The following is a 17,810-nucleotide window of genomic DNA, read 5'->3' on the forward strand; positions in this document are numbered from 1 at the left end:
GGCAAAAGTAAGATAAAATTATATATGAGTTCCAAAAATTTGTTAATCGAAGTTAAACCTTTAAAGCGGAAGTATAAAGTGGAATAATTTTAATGATTAGAAAGCTTGTTAAGTGGAGCTTATATATTATAAGAACTTAGGGGGAATAATAATGGTAAAATTAAAAAAATTAATAGCAGGATCACTAATAGCGGTATCAGTATTAGCGCTAACTCCAATAGGTGCAAGTGCAGAATGGAAGAGTAATAGTACTGGATGGTGGTATACAGAAGGTGACTCATATTCTACAGGTTGGAAAAAGATAGAAGGAAAATGGTATTATTTTTATGCTAGTGGTTATATGGCTAAAAACACAGTTATTGATGGATATGTCTTAAGCAATAATGGGGATTGGACAGGCCTAGAAACTAAATCTGATAAGATTTCAGTTTCATATCCTTCAAATTGGACTAAAACGACTTTAAAAGGAGATGATATTTACTATCTAGATAATCAGGGGACTAATGTGAACTTGGTTATAGATGGCATGGAGGGATATTCAGAAGAGGTTTATTTTAATTCAGCAGAAACTTATATAAAAAATCGCTCAGATATAAATAATTTACAAATTAAAGAGCGTAAATTTAATAATAATAATGCGTTAACTCTAAACTATTTTCATAATATTAATGGAATGGATGTGCAAGTAGAACAAGTAATGATTTGTAATAGTAACAAAGCATATTTATTTACACTTATGCAACGTGGAAAAATATCAGATGAAAATATGACATCTTTTGAAAGTATGTTAAATACAATAAAATTTGCATATTAATTCTTTAAATTAGGGGATAATCTTTAGTAAGGAGAGATATGCTTTTAATTATCTTACCTTGCTAAAGATAATACATATAATCAATGAACAATAGAAGATTAATTTGAAATAAATACATAAATAATTTTGAAGGTTCAAAATTATGCCACAGTTATAAATTTATACTTATGATTTAAATAGGTTATATTTTTAATTAATACTGAGATATGTGAAATAAGTTCCAACATAGTAATATTGTATTTAGGTAAAATTACATAACATAATAAACAATATATTTTAAAGATTAAATTATATGAGAAGGCGTATATATTCTTATAGAAAAGGAGAAAAAATGAGTACTACAAATGAGCAGAAAGTATATGAAATATTAGATTTATTAGGTATTAAGTATACTAAATATGAGCATAATCCAATATATACAGTTGAAGAAGCCCAAAATTTAGATATCGATATTCCAGGAGGTCATTGCAAAAATCTTTTTATTAGGAATAGAAAAGGAGATACCCATTACTTAGTTGTTTTAGATGAAAATAAGAGAGTTGATTTAAAGGCTTTAGATAAGCAAATTGGAAGTACTAGGTTATCGTTTGCATCAGAAGAACGTTTATATAAATATTTAAAGCTGAAACCAGGATCAGTTACTCCTTTTGGATTAATAAACGATTCTAATAGAGAAGTCATAGTATTAGTAGATAAAGAGTTAGGTAATCAAGATATTGTGAATTTTCATCCTAATGTAAATACAGCGACCATAGGAATTTCTTATAAAGATTTCGAAAAATTTATTATGTGGCATAAAAATGAATTTAAATGTATAGAGATATAGCTTAAATGGAGGAAAGTTTTATGGAGATATTAGGCAACTTAGGACCAAGCATAGTATTTCTTGTTGTTGGAGTTATACTAAAATTGTGGCCTCCTAAGGAGGTAAATAATTTTTATGGATATAGAACTTCTTTTTCAAAGAAAAACAATGATGTATGGAAAGAAGCAAATAGCTATAGTGGAACAATGATGATATTAGGCGCAGTTATATCAATAATTTTTTCCATCACGATAACTTTTTTATATGGGAATAATCCAGGAAAATCAAATATAATATGTGTTATGGGATCTTTAATAATTGTTTTAATATCAATATTTTATACAGAGGTTCATTTAAGAAAAGTATTTGATAAAGACGGTAAACGTAAATAAGAGTAATAATTCTACTTTTTACGTAGTTTTGTAGAAAAATATGTCATATTATGCTAAAATATCCCTATGCGAATATTATAACTAATGATAATTGTTATTAGCAATGGGGGTGTCATAAATGAAAGAAGAAAAGCTTAGTGAATATAAGAAAAGTCCAATTTTTTTAGTTATAGAAAATGGTTTAATTGTTGATGTTAGTGCACAGTTTATAGAATTAACAGAGTATAGATATGAGGAATTATTGAATAGTAGCATAATTAATGTATTTGAAAAATTAAGGGTTGGTCCAAACGTTAATACTAGCGATATTGATGAGAAGATCAACTATTTTTTGTTCACGAAATCTTTAGGAGTTAAATTTGTTAATATAAAAGTAATATGTGAGAAAGAAAAAGAGATATATATCTTTAGTGAAAAAATGAATTCTAATATTGAAATTAAACATTCATTTTTAAATGAATTAATTTTAGATAATTATTATGGAGTAGGAGTATATAGTCTTCCGGATATGACGCTTCTTAAAACTAATGAGAAGTATGTAAGTTTTATGGATGCGCCTTTTAATAAAATAGAAAATTGTATAGGAAAACATATATCTGAGTTTGTGACGGGTTTTAAGGGAAGTGCATATGAAAGGCTTTGGAATAACTTGATTAGAACTAAATGCGCATGTAATATAGATGAATATCAATATGATGGTTTTAGTAGAGGAATTACTTATTGGAGAATATCATTAATACCTATTTTTGAAGATGGTGAAATAAAATATTGCGTTGCAATGCTTACAGAAACAACTGAACAGGTGGTACATAGAAAAAAAATTGAGGAACAGGCAGAAATAATTAATCAGCAGAATTATACGTTAAAACGACAGGCAGACATGTTGAACTTATCAAGAGAAGCTATTTTTGCTTGGAAATTAAATGGAAGTATTACTTATTGGAATAAAGGTGCAGAGCTTATGTATGGCTATACCAGCGATGAGGCTGTTGGCTGCATAAGTCATGATTTATTAAAAACTGTTCGTTCGGTAGATATAAAAACTATTAAGGAGAGTATACTGGAAGATGGTGTATGGAGCGGTGAAATAGAGCATACTAAAAAAGATGGAAAAAAACTTATCATTGAAACAAGTCATCAAATTTTTGTTGATGAATATGGGCAGCTAGTAGTACTTGAAACTAATCGTGATATAACTGAAAGGAAGAAGTTAGAAGAGGAAATTAAACATCAAAAAGCTGAATTAGATGATATTATACAAAGTATAGACGATGCGCTGGTTATTTATGATAGTAATAAAAATTGCTATTTAACTAATAAATCTGCTGAAGAATATTTTAAGGATACTAATCTTAGGAGGATAAGTAATCCCAATAATTTTAAGTTTTATGATTTAAATGGAGATGAAATTCCTAAAGAAAAAATGACTATTTCAAAAGTATTTAGGGGAGAAGTAGTTATAAATGACATAATGACTCTAAAAAATGCTACTACAACAAAACATATTAGTTTAAATGGAAGACCTATTTATGATAGCAATGGAAATATAAAATTTGCAGTTCTTTGCTGTCATGATATTACACATGATATTGAAGCACAGATGCTTATAGAACAACAAAATAAAAAACTTGAAGCAATTATTAGCAGTGCATCAGATGGAATGTTTTTGTTTAATCCAGATAACAGTGTAACTTTATTAAATAAAGAATCAGAAAAATTTATATACGATATTAATGGATATAAAAGCATTGGTGATACGTGCAAAGATGCTAAATACTATGATAAAGATGGAAATCTGCTTGAAGTAAATGATCTACCAGGTATTAAGTTAAAGAATAGTGAGAGTATTAAAAACTTCATTATTACAGCTAAAGGACCAGATAAAACTATTCATTATAGTGTAAGCGCTTGCCCAATATATGATGATAGGAAAAATTTAATTACAAAATTGATTTCTGCTCATGATATTACGGAGCGGTTTAATAATGAAAGAAAAATATTGGAGCAAAAAGAGCAGTTACAGGCCATTCTTGATAATATGCAAGATTCAGTTTATGTTTTTAATAAAGATGGCGAAATTTTCTTGAAAAATAAGATGGCACAAAAAAGAATGAGCTATTATTGGGATTATAATCATCCAAAGGATACAAACAAAAAGTTTTTAGATTTAGATGGATCTGAGATTATAGCAGAAGATATACCACATTGTAAGATTATACGTGGAGAATATGTTAAAGAATACTTTATGAAGATAAAAATAGGGGCGTGTGAGCAATATGTTTCCGTGAGTGGAACTCCCGTTTTTGATAAAGAAGGAAACTTTGCTTATGGAATTATTAATAGTAGAGATATAACAGATTTCATGGAAAATCAGAAAGCTTTAGAAAAAATTCAAATCAAGCTTTTGGAAGCTGAACGAGAAAAAAATGAGACTCTTGAAAAAGCATTAGAAATGAAAGATGAATTTTTATCACTTATATCACATGAGTTTAGAACACCTCTTAATGTTATAAATTCTGCTATTCAAGCAATAGATTATTTTTGCAGTGAAGAATTATCGGACAGGCTCAAAAAGTACTTAAGGATGATAAGATTAAATTCATTTAGGCAGCTAAGACTAGTAAATAATATATTGGATATTACTAGAGCTAATGCAGGAAGAATAAAAGTTAATAAAAGCAACATAGATATAATATTTATGACTAAGGCTATTGTTGATTCGGTATATACGTATGCTAGTCAAAAGAGCATTGATATAATATTTTCATCATCCGTTAAACAAAAGATAGTTGGGATAGATGATGAAAAGTATGAAAGAATACTGCTCAATCTCTTATCAAATGCCATTAAATTTACTCCAGAAGGAAAATCAATTAGTGTAAAAATACTATCAAGAAGAGATGGCATTTGTATTGAAGTTAAAGATAAAGGTATAGGAATACCTCAGGAAAAAGCTGATGTAATTTTTGAAAGGTTTGGTCAGGTTGATAGTTCATTATCAAGGCAAGCAGAAGGAACTGGGATAGGTCTATCTTTAGTTAAGAAATTTGTTGAAGCAATTGGAGGAACTATATCTCTTAAAAGTAAGGTCGGAAGAGGAAGTTCTTTCTCAATATTTCTTCCTAGTGAAAGCATAGTTCAAGAGAAGGGTGAAAGCGAAGTGGTAGAGTTTTCTGGAAATCGTCTAATACAAACTATACATGTAGAGTTTTCGGATATTTATTCATAGAAAATTACCGTAGATTTTTATTAAACTATCTCATTGCTAAATGCAATTTATAAAAATATATTGCTAGTATTTATTACATATTCCATTTGAATTTTTATAGATTCTATGCTATAATTTTGAAAGATTTAATAGAATATTTTTTTATCGGTTGGACAAGTTTACGCTTGATTCCAAGAAATTTGTTTCTAGGGTGGGAAACTCTTATTTGAGTTTCCCACTTTTTTTATTACTATATCTAGCTAAAGTGCTAAATTAAAAATGCCAAGAGATTAACTTTAAATCATTTGTAATTTTGTTAATTATGGTGAAAATCTAATAGGAATTAAGCAGTAATCAAGTTCATTTTATGAAGAAAGGGCAGTGTTGAAATTGTTTTATGTATTAATATTATTATTGGTAGTGACATTTGTATTACCAATAGTATCAAAGAAAGTTGAAAATAATCTTGAAATATTTTTATTTATAGTAGGAGTATTAGCATGTGTCACATCAGGAGCTATAAATAAAGAATTATTTTTGGGAATTATTCAAAATAAATTTATGTATACAATAGCTGTTGCAGTACTAATTGGCGGATTTATATTTAAAGCTCTATCAACTCATATAGAAGGAGCACTTACATATATTCTTAAATATGTACCATTAAAATTTTTTGTATTTTTGTTAATAGTTATTATTGGGTTTTTATCAAGCATAATAACTGCCATTATTGCAGCTCTGCTTTTAGTAGAAATAGTTAGCATATTGCCGATAAGTAGAAAAAATAAAATCAATATTGATGTGGTTGCATGTTTTTCAATTGGAATCGGAGCTGTATTAACACCTATAGGAGAGCCATTGTCTACAATGATTGTTTCAAAACTTAATGTGAGCTTTTGGTATCTATTAGATAAGTATGGAGTTTATATAATACCTGCTATATTTATTCTTGGAATTATTGGTACATTTTATGGTATTCAAGAAAAAATAGAATCAAATGATACAGAAGAAATTATTATAGAAGAAACTAACAAGGAAATATTCATAAGAGCACTTAAAATTATTTTATTTATTATAGCTTTGGAATTACTTGGAGAAGGTTTTAAAACATTAATTGATACTTATGTAATAAATCTTCATACTGGCTATTTATACTGGTTTAATATGTCATCAGCCGTCCTTGATAATGCAACACTAGCAGCTGCTGAAATAAGTGTGAAAATGTCTGAGGTACAGGTTAAAGCGGTGTTAATGGGATTACTTATTAGTGGAGGAATGATGATTCCCGGGAATATTCCTAATATCATTTCTGCCGGTAAATTAAAAATTAACAGCAAGGAATGGATGAAGCTTGGGATTCCACTTGGAATGACTATCATGATAATTTATTATATTATTCTATTTAAAATATAGAATTTTTTGAAAAATGTAAAAATATTTAAAATCTATCAATAACGCTGATAATAAGAATCTAAAGCTAAAAAATGGTATTAATTTGCCATAATTTGAAAAAATGAGACTGTAAATAATTTCCGAAATATATTATAGTAGAATTATAATATATTAAGGGGGAACGTTGATAATGAGAGCAACAGGAATGGTAAGAAAAGTCGATGAACTCGGAAGAGTTGTAATTCCAAAGGAAACAAGGAAATTACTTTCAATTAATGAAAAGGACTCTTTAGAAATTTTTGAAGAAGAAAAGAAAATAATATTAAAAAAATATGCTCCTGGATGTATTTTTTGCGGCAATATAAAAAGTGTTACTAAATTTAAAGAAGTTGCTATCTGCGAAGAATGTATAAAAGAATTAAAGAAATTAAATACATAAGAAAATTACTAATGATGTAATTCTATTTAATCAAGGCTTAGATTTTTAGTATCAAACAAAAATCTAAGCCTTGATTTTAATACCATCTATTGATTATAAATTATTCTTAAAAGGAAAAAGTTATATTAACGAAACTCATAAATCCTCAAGATTTTATTATAGAAGTAAGTTTATTAGTAATTTTATTTATTAACAGGCTCCTATTTAAATGATAAAAGTGATAAAATTAGAGTATAATAACCATATTTTTTAATGAGTAATAATATCAATTATGGGTATTATATAATTGTGGTATTTTAGTAAATCTAAGTTAAAATATTTATATAAAAGGAAAGGAAGTGAGTATTTAGGCTAAGGAACTTATAGATTCGTATAGTGATATGCCTAAAGAAATGAGATGAGTTTATTTTTTAATAAAAAATCAATAGTAATAATTGTTATGACCTTGTTTATAACTATAATGGCAGGATGCTCGAATTCAAGTAAGCCTTCAGGTGATGCAGCAAATGATGGCAAAAACAGCAGTGAAACTAGTGAAAGCAGTGAAGACAAAAATTCAAAGTCAGATGCTTCTTCAGAAAATAGTAATGTTGAGACGTCAAATACTGAAAACAATGCACAGAAAGCCGTTCTTGATAATATTAAGAAATTATCTGAAGAGGGGAAGATTATTAACTGCGATTTCCCAGTAAAAACTTCAACTCTACAAGATATAGAAAAAAAGTGGGGAAAAGCAGATAAATCAGATTGGGTAGGAGAAGCAAAAGGGAATTATGCTACTTATTCAAATAAGAATGTTGTCTTTGGTACTAATAAAGGTGATCAAGTTTTTGAAGTTAGATCATTTGACAGTCAGCTAAAACAAATTTCACTTTCAGATGTTAAAGACTTTTTTGGTCAGCCAGATCATGATGTTACATCAAATGGGGAAAGGATTATAGGCTATAAATCTGGAAGCGAGTTTAAGATTTTATTTGTTTTTAAGGACTCTGGAAATGATCCTAAATTGGACCATTACTCGGTATTATATCCTAGTGGAACTAAAAATAATATGTCTGGTGATAAGGGCAGAGAATGGTAGATTAGTAATAAGGATATGCTTTGGAATATTTATTTTGAGGCATATCCTTATTATGTAATAAAAAATATAAATTAGTAGACATCGCTCCTAAAAACTCTAAGACAAATATCATAATATTTTTGCCTGCCACTAAGGCCATTTAATCCACCATTAACAGCTCTTGTTATAGTTTCAACAGAAGATCTGCTATCGCAAAGAGAATTCATATTATTAGTATACCACCAGAAACCAGCACTCATCCAAGGATAATTAGCTGCTACGTAGTTAACTCCGTCCATAATGTTTTTATCACGCATATAATTTGAAAAGCTTTGGTAGTTACTTCGTCCAGTTATTTGTATATAACCAGCACCCTTAAATTTTGGACCATCTCCAGGATATATGTTTCCTAAATCCTCACGACCTTCGTATTTATAACCAGGATCAACTTCTTTAGTGTAAAGTCCACATTCAGATTCATAACTGCATTGGCTTATAAAATGCCTTAACCTTGGAAATGTTATTATAGCAAATGTTTTTAAACAGCTATTTAGCTCATTAATTTGATTAATGGATACATTTTTCCAACCTACTTCATTAAGCTGATTTATTGAAACAATTTGTTCAGATGTTGAAGACGGCGGTGCACTTGGTGTTTGACTAACCAAAGCTGCTAATGTACTAGATCCAACCATTCCATCCGCCACAAGACCGTTTTCTCTTTGGAATTTTACTACTGTATTATAGGTATTAATACCAGCAATACCATCAACAGTTAAGACATAGCCTTTCCTATTAAGTTGCTGCTGAATTAATTGAATATCTGTTTTTAAAATAGTCCAAGTAGTATCATCAACCACACCATTAGCAGTTAATCCCTTTGAATTTTGGTATTTTATCACTGAATTATATGTTGTAGTTGAAAATTCCCCATTAACTATATCGAAATAGCAACATTTGATTTTTAAGGCATATTGCAGATAAGTAACGTAAGAACCAGTAGAGCCTTTTTCCAGTAACATAATCATATCTCCTTTAAAATTGTTAAACTAATCAAAATTTAAAAATGCATAACTTTATTTTCATATTATGCTTTATATAAACTCAAAAACTAAGTTTTCGCTAAAGATTTCACTTTAGTTAATTAGATAATGTTACTAATAAATATATTATGGATTTAAGGTAGTTATACAAAAAATTTAAGTGTTAACTTATGCTAAATGTTGAATATTTTTTAGGAGAAATTCCAACTGCATTTTTAAAGGTTTTTAGAAAATTAGTATAATCATTAAAACCACATTTTTCACAAACCTCATTAACATTTGTGCCATTAGCTAACAATGACTTAGCTATGGTTATTCTTCGTGCTGAAATATATTTATTTATAGTAGTTCCAGTAGCTGATTTAAATATTCTACATATATAAGATGGACTTAAATAAAAATGATTTGCTAAATAGTCAATGGTAATAGGTTCAGTAATATTTTCATTTATATATGTTATAATTTCCTGGACTTGTTGATTGTACTTGTAAGAGTGATCGTCAACATGTAAGTTATTATTTGCAATATAAATTCCATTTAATAAAGTAATTAGTTCTAAAAAAGATGCATATTCAATTATGTCAGAGCCATATCCATTAGTAGCTATTATTTTATTGATAAAATAAAGAAAATGTTGTTGCTGTTCTTTATTTAAAGAGACTTTATGATTAGAATTTTCACTACGATTTGTAAAACAATAACCTAAATCTGTTTTATCACTTGATATAGATTTAAGAAATTCTGGATGAATTGATATGACAATTCGTTCATGAGCCCTATCAACCTTGGAAACGTGATGACTTTCATATTGGTTAATTACAAATAGATCTCCAGGGCTAATGTCGTATAGCTTATTATGAATAAGTATTTGTTTTCCGCCGGATATAGAGTAATATATTTCATAACAATCATGTATATGTATGTCCATCGTTTTTTCTTCTTTATATAGGCGTGCAATAGAGAAATAGCGCTGTTCTAAGCAGTTCTTTATGGAAGCTTTACAAGAATTTTCTTCTTTCATAAATAAAACTTCTCCTTTCATTTTTAGTGTAAGTTTACTTTAAAAACATCAGTACCTAATATATAATGCATTCATTATATATCTATGGTTCAAGATTTGCAATATTTTCGAAAGGATATAACAAGAAATTGATTATATGTAGTGATATACTGTAAATATAAAATGTAACACATAGAGGAGGATTTTGATTATGGGAATTATGGACGGATTTTCATTAAAGGGAAAAATTGCATTAGTAACAGGTGCTTCTTATGGTATAGGGTTTAGTATCGCAAAGTCTTATGCTGAAGCAGGAGCTACTATTGTATTTAACGATATTAATCAAGAATTAGTAGATAAAGGGCTAGCAGCTTACGCAGAATTAGGAATAAAAGCTCATGGTTATGTTTGTGATGTAACAGATGAAGCTAAAGTAAATGAATTAGTTGAAAAAATTGAAAAAGAAGTAGGAGTAATTGATATTCTTGTAAATAATGCAGGTATAATCAGACGTATTCCAATGCTTGAAATGAAAGCTGAAGATTTCCGTAAGGTTATTGATGTAGATTTAAATGCACCATTTATTGTGTCTAAAGCAGTAATACCAGGAATGATAAAAAAAGGTCACGGAAAGATAATAAACATTTGTTCAATGATGAGTGAGTTAGGTAGAGAGACAGTTTCAGCATATGCAGCAGCAAAAGGTGGATTAAAGATGTTAACAAAGAACATTGCTTCTGAATATGGAGAATATAATATCCAATGTAATGGTATAGGGCCTGGATATATAGCTACACCACAAACAGCACCACTTAGAGAAGTTCAACCAGATGGTTCAAAACACCCATTTGATCAATTTATAATTGCAAAGACACCAGCAGCACGTTGGGGAACAGCAGAAGATTTAGCAGGACCAGCTGTATTCTTAGCATCTGATGCATCAGACTTTGTTAATGGTCACATTTTATATGTAGATGGTGGTATCTTAGCTTATATAGGAAAACAACCTCAATAGGAAAGGAACGATAGTATGAAAATAGCATTAATAAATGAAAACAGTCAAGCAGCAAAAAATTCAATTATATGTGAATCACTTAAAAAAGTTGTAGAGCCAAAAGGTCATGAAGTATTTAACTATGGAATGTATGGAGTAGAAGGTGAAGCGCAATTAACATATGTTCAAAATGGTATTTTAGCTGCAATATTATTAAACTCAGGAGCAGCAGATTATGTAGTTACAGGATGTGGAACAGGGGAAGGTGCAATGCTTGCATGTAATGCATTCCCAGGTGTTTTATGCGGTCATATAGTAGATCCATCTGATGCGTACATGTTTGCACAAATAAATGATGGAAATGCAATTTCTCTTCCGTTTGCCAAAGGATTTGGATGGGGAGCTGAATTAAATTTAGAATACATCTTTGAAAAATTATTTGAGGGTGAAAGTGGTCAAGGATATCCAAAGGATAGAGTAGTACCAGAACAAAGAAATAAAAAGATACTAGATGAAGTTAAAAAGGTAACACATACAGATATGTTAACAATCTTAAAGAATATAGATCAAGATTTATTAAAAGGTGCTGTAAGTGGAACTAATTTTAAAGAATATTTCTTTGATAACTGTAAGTGTAATGAAATAGCAGAGTATATTAAAAGGATATTATAATAAGTATCTGTAGGTATTAGAGAGAAATTAAAATGATTCGTAAAGGCATAAAAATGAAAGTATTTAAAGATTTTTATGATGAATATATGAAACGTCACGATGAAATCTGGCCTGAGATGGTGTAGATATGTTGCGCGAATATGGTGCGAAAAATTATTCTATTTTCTTAGATCCTGAGTCAAGCAGCTTATTTGGTTATTTGGAAATAGAAGATGAAGAGTTGTGGAATAAAAGTTCAGAAACAGAGATATGTCAAAAATGGTGGAAATATATGAAGGATATCATGGAAACTAATGAGGACAATAGTCCTGTTTCAGTTGAATTGAAAGAAGTATTTCATTTAGACTAGGTATAAGTCTATAGAAAAAGAAAATTATTAGGTATTTAAAATTTTCTTTATAAATTTTAATAACTCTCCAATTATAAAGTTGTTATACTGTATAATTGGAGAGCTATTTTGTTTAATTAATATAAAATTAATCACTAGGTTTTCACAATGAGAATCGAACATATATGAATATCAGCCAAAATTAGATACATATTTGTTCTATATTGCTGTGAAAATTTCACAAATATATATCCAATTCATCTGACTAGGATATTTCAAACTTTTAACGAGAAATCCTATATGGTCAAATTATTCTAAGAAATCTTCCCTTGTCGGTGTGAATACATCTAGTACTTCAGAACCTTCTTCTAAAACAATACAACCATGTGGAACATTTGAAGGGAATAATAAAGAATCTCCAGCAGCTACTATAGTTTCTTCACCATCTATAATGAATTTTAGCTTCCCTTTCAAAACGTAAGTAAATTGATCATGAGGATGAGTGTGAGGAACAACTGATGTAGTTGTCTTATCGAAAATAACTCTTGCTCCTAATAGAGAATCTCCATTAGCTAGAATTTTTCTTGTTGTATTATCGTCTGGATGTTGTATAATTGCATTTTCATTTTTAATAATCATAAAAGTCTCTCCTTTATAAATCGATTTACTAAAATAATATCATAGTTCTTATATATTTTCAAATTATATTTATAAAAAAATTTTATTTATGAAGTAGATAGGTATTTAAAAATAGAGAATATGCATTGCAATTGACTTCATTCATTCTAATGATTATCTAGTATTTATGCTAATAATGTTGCTGATATAGATTCATTATTAAAATATATATAGAAGATAAAAATATTTTATAAGATTATTGCAATCGCTATCATTATATGATAATATTTAATAAACCGGTTTAGTAAAAATATTATATATTAGTTTTGAAGAGAGGATATGAATGAAATATGGAGAAAGTTTTTTTATTAGTATCAACGGTATGCAAAGTTAAAAACTAATAAATATGGATAAGTTAATGAATTGTATGTAAACGAATTAATTTATTGTGGATTTCATTTTAAGAAAGAGTACTTATTAAAATTTTATTGGCCAATGTTACGAAAACTTAGAAATGCTTGCTATAAGTCTTGAAAATTGATTATTTATAAAATAAAGGAGATATATATTATGATGACAACGTTTATAGGAATTGTAAGGGAACCATCAGTGGTTATTGCGTTAGTGACTTTATTAGGATTATTATTTCAAAGAAAATCTATACCAGAGATAATTACAGGGACTATTAAATCTTTTATGGGATTTATTTTAATTAAGCTTGGCGGTTCAATAATTGGAGATTCATTAGCTATATTTGGAAAAATATTCACACATGCTTTTAATATTACAGGCATAATTCCAAGTAATGAAGCTGTACTATCGATCACTTTAGATACATTAGGTGTACAAGCATCTTTGATATTATTGTTTGCAATGCTTCTAAACATTATAATAGCTCGTTTCACAAAATTTAAGTTTATATATTTATCTCTGCATCTAATGTTATTCATGTCATGTGCTATTACAGCTGTTATGAATGGATTAGGTTATTCACAAATAATAACGATTATAATTGGAAGTATAATTGTAGGAATATATATGTCCATAGCTCCATTTGCGTTACGTAAAGCTAGTGCTGAAATCGTTGGCACAGATGAATATGTAGTAGGACATTCAGGAATGATTGCATATTTTATTTCATCCTTAGTTGGAAAGCTAGTAGGAAATAAGGAAAAGTCTACTGAATCAATAAATATGCCGAAATCAATATCATTTTTGAGAGATTCTATTGTAGCAACAACTTTAACAATGTTAGCACTGTTTTTAATTGCTGGAATCAAAGGTGGAACAGGATTTGTGTATGAATTATCAGGAGGTCTTAATTTCTTTGTATATTGCCTAAAGCAATCAGCTATGTTAGCGGGAGGATTGTTTGTTGCAAAACAAGGTGTAAACTTATTTACTGAAGAGATTGTACCTGCCTTTAAAGGATTTGCTGATGTATTTGCTCCAGGAGCGATCCCAGCAGTTGATGTGTTAGTTTTATTTGATAAAGCACCTAATGCAGTACTTATAGGATTCCTAGTAAGTTTGGCTACAGGAGTTGTATGTATATTAATATTTCCGATAATTGGATTACCTGTTATTGTTCCAGGGCTAATGGCTTGTTTTATTACTGGAGGTGCTGCTGCTATATATGGAAATGCAACTGGAGGTCTTCGTGGTGCAATAATAGGTAGCATTCTAGATGGATTATTCCTCTGTGTAATGCCAGCAGTTACATTGTTTATTTTTACAAGCATGAATGCAGGAAATGTAACATTTGCAGATTCAGATTTTACAGTTACTTCACTAATTCTTTGGTTTATAGCCAGATTTATATAGATAAATCCATAGAATATAACAAACTAATTAAATAAAAGTATGAATAATAGTAATATGTATAAATTCAGTAAGTTATAAAATAAATCTGAGCTATATATTGTTTATCTATAAAATTTAAAACTGAAAGTTAGATTTTATCTAGCTTTCAGTTTTATTTTATGTTAAATTTAAATTGTTTATATATGTAGTGCAATTGAGTTCCTACATTATTAGGTTTATTTTAGCATTTAATTTATTAAAATTCTAAATGTAAATTTATTATTACAAAATACATATGAGAATAGATTAAAAAATAATTATTTATGTTTCGTAATAAGATAAAGTTTAAGTAAGGTGGAAAATAGATGAAAGTAACAATTAAAGAGGTAGCTGAAAGAGCTAATGTATCAAAAAGTACAGTTTCTCAATTTTTAAATGAAAGATTTGAGTATATGAGCGATGATACTAAGAAAAAGATTGAAATGGCAATTGAAGAGTTAGACTATCAACCTAATCAATTGGCAAGAAGTTTAAAACAAAAACGTACAAATGTAATAGGGATTGTTGCTTCAACCATTAGATCTAGATTTACAATTGAAATTGTTAGGGCAGTTGAGGATGTTTGTCAAAAGAAAGGTATTCAGGTTTTGATTTGTAATACAGATGATAATCCAGAGAAAGAAAAATATTGTGTTGATTCTATGATATCTAGGCAAGTAGATGGATTAATTGTTTTTCCAACACGTCATAATATTGAATTATATCAAAACATTGTTTCGAGAAATTATCCTCTTGTTTTAATTGATAGACGAATAAAAGAAATTAATGCGAGTACTGTTGTTTTAGATAACTTATTAGCTAGCAAAAAAGCTGTAGATTTACTAGTAGAAAATGGTCATAAAAAGATTGGGATTTTATCTTTTCCTGTACAGAATAATTCTATAAGTAATCGTGTTGATAGGATTAAAGGATATCGCAATGCACTTAGAAGTCATGGAATATCTGTAAATAAAAATTTTATAAAATCTGGACCTCTAGATAAAATTTCAGGTATGATTCAAAGTTTGCTGAATGGAAAAGATAAACCAACAGCAGTAATTGCATCAAATGATATGATTCTTGAAAAATTATTGGTTTATGTAAAAGAAAATGGCATTTCTATTCCGGATGAATTGTCAGTCATTGGAATAGATGATGTATCATTTGCATCTTTTTATCAGCCATCGATTACGACTATTGCTCAGCCAGCTTATGATATGGGAAAAGAATGCGCGAAATTATTATTTGATCAAATTGAATATAACAATGGTAATTTAACATCTAACAACATATGTAATATTAAATTTGAACCTATTTTACTTGAAAGGGAATCGGTTTCTGACTTGTTAGGTGAGTTAAAATAAAGAATAAGCACTAAAGAATTAAAACTGTAAACAAATGTTTATGCTATAAAATACTTAAGTTGAAATTTTAAGGTGTTATCATAATTAAAAAAGTTGAATTAAAAATATATTGTTAAGATAAGTTATGACTTTAATCTATGGCAAAACCATATTCTTCAGATGAAAAATATATATAGAAATACTTTGTATTTCGTAAATTTAAATCAAAAACTCTAGCAGTACTACTAGAGTTTTTTGAAATAAAAGGGAGTATAAATAAAAGTATAATAGGAATAGCTATGTCTTATTTATTATAATGATCTAATAGCTATTTTGTTCCATAATTTTGAAATTATTGGATGTAAAATTTAATAGGAAATAACGAAAGTAGGTATGTTACAAAAAATTCAGGTGTATATTTATTAGTGTTAATATACTTATAAAATTAGAGTATCTATGAGTTTAGCAATATATAATAATTGGGAATTTAAATGTGAAAATTTAGGTTAAAAATTTGATTATATATTGAAACATCAAGTATTAAATTAAAATTAAGATTTGGCACAAATGGTTGAATATTACTATTTATTAATACATAATTATCATATAAACTAATTGTTTCGACTTTTCAGGAGGAAATTTTACATGAATAAATATTTGATTAATAGCAAGCTTTTAAAACAATTAGATATTACTATGTTTGTGACAGCTATTTTTATTACAATCTTTGGGATCATAAACATTTATAGTGTAACTCATATGAAGTTTGGATTCTATTATGCTGAACTGCAAATGTTGTGGCTAATTATTGGACTAGCAATTGTATATTTTATTTTAGTATTTGATTATAATACTATAGGTGGTTATGCAAAACTAATTTATTGGGCAGGAGTAGGACTTTTATTATTTAATGATATAACAAGCAAAGCAGTAAAAGGTGCATCATCATGGATAAGGATTGGAAATAGAGCTATAGAACCTGGTGAGTTTGTAAAGTTTGGATTAATACTAATCCTTGCAAAAAAGTTAGATGATCTAGATGGCGATATTAACAATCCAAAAAACTTTCTTATCTTATCTTTTTATGCCTTAATTCCAATGTTTCTAATTGTAATTCAACCTAATTTAGGAATGACTCTTATTTGTTTCTTTATTACGTTAGGAATATACTTCATTTCTGGATTAAACTTAAAGGTTCTTGTCGCAGGTTTTTTCTCAGTTGTCCCACTAAGTCTTATTATATGGTTTAGTGATATATTAAAACCATATCAAAGACAGAGAATATTGGTATTCTTGGATCCAGAATCATATCAGCAGAATGCTGGTTTTCAATTAATGCAGTCTATAACAGGTATTGGAGCTGGTGGGTTAATTGGCTCTGGATTTTTAAAAGGAGTTCGTGCATCCGGTGGCTTCATTCCTGAGGTCCATACTGATTTTATATTTTCTGCAGTTGGAGAGGAATGGGGATTTTTTGGGGCTCTTTTTCTCATAGCTTTATATAGTATTTTAATATATAAAATGATTAAGCATGCAAAAGAATCAAAAGATATTATTGGACGTCTCATTTGTGTTGGAACTGCATCTGGTTTCTTATTTTCAATTTTTCAGAACATTGGTATGACTATTGGAATTATGCCAATTGCAGGAATTGCTCTTCCATTTATGAGCTATGGAGGAAGCTCTATACTTGTAAATTTTATGTCATTAGGAATTGTATTAAATGTAGGAATGAGAAAAAGTAGACTTAACTTTTGTAGTTAAAATATATAGTCAATATATTTCATTTAATGAGTAATTATATATAAATTCTGTATAATTTATTAGTTATAAGACTATCCAACTTACAGTCTCTGATAG

General features: G+C 28.5%; 15 protein-coding genes, 1 pseudogene and 1 other annotated feature. Of the genes and pseudogenes, 13 read left to right on the plus strand and 3 right to left on the minus strand.

Translation table 11 applies throughout. The features are described 5' to 3' along the window. The first annotated feature begins 151 nt into the window (after positions 1-151). From L3B96_RS05770 to L3B96_RS05800, 7 genes are all read left to right on the plus strand, one after another. Positions 152-814, plus strand: a complete 663-nt coding sequence (locus tag L3B96_RS05770; protein WP_173708339.1) for a PsbP-related protein — start codon at positions 152-154, stop codon at positions 812-814. A gap of 331 nt (positions 815-1,145) precedes the next feature. Beyond that, the gene (locus tag L3B96_RS05775) at positions 1,146-1,640 is read left to right on the plus strand and encodes a prolyl-tRNA synthetase associated domain-containing protein (RefSeq protein ID WP_238859270.1); all 495 of its coding nucleotides are present in this window, start codon (positions 1,146-1,148) and stop codon (positions 1,638-1,640) included. Between the two features lie 20 nt (positions 1,641-1,660). Then, complete coding sequence (locus L3B96_RS05780) at positions 1,661-2,011, plus strand: SdpI family protein (RefSeq protein ID WP_077831368.1); 351 nt, start codon at positions 1,661-1,663, stop codon at positions 2,009-2,011. Between the two features lie 118 nt (positions 2,012-2,129). Next, complete coding sequence (locus L3B96_RS05785) at positions 2,130-5,240, plus strand: PAS domain S-box protein (protein ID WP_238859272.1); 3,111 nt, start codon at positions 2,130-2,132, stop codon at positions 5,238-5,240. Between the two features lie 146 nt (positions 5,241-5,386). Then, positions 5,387-5,440 (plus strand) — a sequence feature (sodium ion sensor (DUF1646 type); this cis-regulatory element may regulate processes involved in with the transportation of sodium ions). Positions 5,441-5,600: 160 nt separating this feature from the next. Next, positions 5,601-6,632 (plus strand): DUF1646 family protein, encoded by a 1,032-nt coding sequence (locus tag L3B96_RS05790; RefSeq protein ID WP_238859274.1) that lies wholly within the window; start codon positions 5,601-5,603, stop codon positions 6,630-6,632. 169 nt (positions 6,633-6,801) lie between these two features. Further along, positions 6,802-7,050, plus strand: coding sequence for an AbrB/MazE/SpoVT family DNA-binding domain-containing protein (locus L3B96_RS05795; protein ID WP_012059552.1), 249 nt, complete (start codon positions 6,802-6,804; stop codon positions 7,048-7,050). Between the two features lie 397 nt (positions 7,051-7,447). After that, complete coding sequence (locus L3B96_RS05800; RefSeq protein WP_238859276.1) at positions 7,448-8,131, plus strand: YjgB family protein; 684 nt, start codon at positions 7,448-7,450, stop codon at positions 8,129-8,131. Between the two features lie 71 nt (positions 8,132-8,202). Here the strand turns inward: L3B96_RS05800 and L3B96_RS05805 are convergent, their stop codons facing one another. Further along, complete coding sequence (locus L3B96_RS05805) at positions 8,203-9,132, minus strand: peptidoglycan-binding protein (protein WP_238859286.1); 930 nt, start codon at positions 9,130-9,132, stop codon at positions 8,203-8,205. Between the two features lie 184 nt (positions 9,133-9,316). Next, complete coding sequence (locus L3B96_RS05810; protein ID WP_238859634.1) at positions 9,317-10,174, minus strand: AraC family transcriptional regulator; 858 nt, start codon at positions 10,172-10,174, stop codon at positions 9,317-9,319. Between the two features lie 190 nt (positions 10,175-10,364). On the opposite strand from L3B96_RS05810, the gene L3B96_RS05815 reads away from it, so the two are divergent. From L3B96_RS05815 to rhaM, 3 genes and pseudogenes are all read left to right on the plus strand, one after another. Continuing rightward, positions 10,365-11,168, plus strand: a complete 804-nt coding sequence (locus tag L3B96_RS05815; protein WP_012059548.1) for a gluconate 5-dehydrogenase — start codon at positions 10,365-10,367, stop codon at positions 11,166-11,168. A 15-nt stretch (positions 11,169-11,183) separates the two neighbouring features. After that, positions 11,184-11,819: an RpiB/LacA/LacB family sugar-phosphate isomerase gene (locus L3B96_RS05820; protein ID WP_238859288.1), complete on the plus strand. Its 636-nt coding sequence runs from the start codon at positions 11,184-11,186 to the stop codon at positions 11,817-11,819. 32 nt (positions 11,820-11,851) lie between these two features. Further along, a pseudogene (rhaM, locus tag L3B96_RS05825) lies at positions 11,852-12,168 on the plus strand (L-rhamnose mutarotase). A gap of 288 nt (positions 12,169-12,456) precedes the next feature. On the opposite strand, the gene L3B96_RS05830 reads toward rhaM, so the two are convergent. Then, complete coding sequence (locus L3B96_RS05830; RefSeq protein ID WP_041898162.1) at positions 12,457-12,786, minus strand: cupin domain-containing protein; 330 nt, start codon at positions 12,784-12,786, stop codon at positions 12,457-12,459. A gap of 549 nt (positions 12,787-13,335) precedes the next feature. On the opposite strand from L3B96_RS05830, the gene L3B96_RS05835 reads away from it, so the two are divergent. The 3 genes from L3B96_RS05835 to rodA all read left to right on the plus strand — a co-directional run bounded on the left by L3B96_RS05835 (position 13,336) and on the right by rodA (position 17,714). Further along, positions 13,336-14,589 carry a PTS ascorbate transporter subunit IIC gene (locus tag L3B96_RS05835; protein WP_207716456.1) on the plus strand — a complete coding sequence of 418 codons (1,254 nt, stop codon included), beginning with the start codon at positions 13,336-13,338 and terminating at the stop codon, positions 14,587-14,589. A 344-nt stretch (positions 14,590-14,933) separates the two neighbouring features. Next, on the plus strand, positions 14,934-15,971 hold the full coding sequence (locus L3B96_RS05840) for a LacI family DNA-binding transcriptional regulator (protein WP_012059543.1): 1,038 nt from the start codon (positions 14,934-14,936) through the stop codon (positions 15,969-15,971). 624 nt (positions 15,972-16,595) lie between these two features. Beyond that, positions 16,596-17,714, plus strand: coding sequence for a rod shape-determining protein RodA (gene rodA, locus L3B96_RS05845; RefSeq protein ID WP_238859290.1), 1,119 nt, complete (start codon positions 16,596-16,598; stop codon positions 17,712-17,714). The last annotated feature ends 96 nt before the right edge of the window (positions 17,715-17,810 follow it).

This window comes from Clostridium sp. YIM B02569 (assembly GCF_022320765.1).
In the GTDB taxonomy this organism is placed as follows: domain Bacteria; phylum Bacillota; class Clostridia; order Clostridiales; family Clostridiaceae; genus Clostridium; species Clostridium beijerinckii.

Bases quoted from the DNA above. Each gene is read 5' to 3' on its own strand.
- L3B96_RS05830 (WP_041898162.1), bottom strand. From the start codon at position 12,786: ATGATTATTAAAAATGAAAATGCAATTATACAACATCCAGACGATAAT.
- L3B96_RS05795 (WP_012059552.1), top strand. From the start codon at position 6,802: ATGAGAGCAACAGGAATGGTAAGAAAAGTCGATGAACTCGGAAGAGTT.
- L3B96_RS05785 (WP_238859272.1), top strand. From the start codon at position 2,130: ATGAAAGAAGAAAAGCTTAGTGAATATAAGAAAAGTCCAATTTTTTTA.
- L3B96_RS05780 (WP_077831368.1), top strand. From the start codon at position 1,661: ATGGAGATATTAGGCAACTTAGGACCAAGCATAGTATTTCTTGTTGTT.
- L3B96_RS05810 (WP_238859634.1), bottom strand. From the start codon at position 10,174: ATGAAAGAAGAAAATTCTTGTAAAGCTTCCATAAAGAACTGCTTAGAA.
- L3B96_RS05820 (WP_238859288.1), top strand. From the start codon at position 11,184: ATGAAAATAGCATTAATAAATGAAAACAGTCAAGCAGCAAAAAATTCA.
- rodA (WP_238859290.1), top strand. From the start codon at position 16,596: ATGAATAAATATTTGATTAATAGCAAGCTTTTAAAACAATTAGATATT.
- L3B96_RS05815 (WP_012059548.1), top strand. From the start codon at position 10,365: ATGGGAATTATGGACGGATTTTCATTAAAGGGAAAAATTGCATTAGTA.
- L3B96_RS05775 (WP_238859270.1), top strand. From the start codon at position 1,146: ATGAGTACTACAAATGAGCAGAAAGTATATGAAATATTAGATTTATTA.
- L3B96_RS05805 (WP_238859286.1), bottom strand. From the start codon at position 9,132: ATGTTACTGGAAAAAGGCTCTACTGGTTCTTACGTTACTTATCTGCAA.
- L3B96_RS05800 (WP_238859276.1), top strand. From the start codon at position 7,448: ATGAGTTTATTTTTTAATAAAAAATCAATAGTAATAATTGTTATGACC.
- L3B96_RS05770 (WP_173708339.1), top strand. From the start codon at position 152: ATGGTAAAATTAAAAAAATTAATAGCAGGATCACTAATAGCGGTATCA.
- L3B96_RS05840 (WP_012059543.1), top strand. From the start codon at position 14,934: ATGAAAGTAACAATTAAAGAGGTAGCTGAAAGAGCTAATGTATCAAAA.
- L3B96_RS05835 (WP_207716456.1), top strand. From the start codon at position 13,336: ATGATGACAACGTTTATAGGAATTGTAAGGGAACCATCAGTGGTTATT.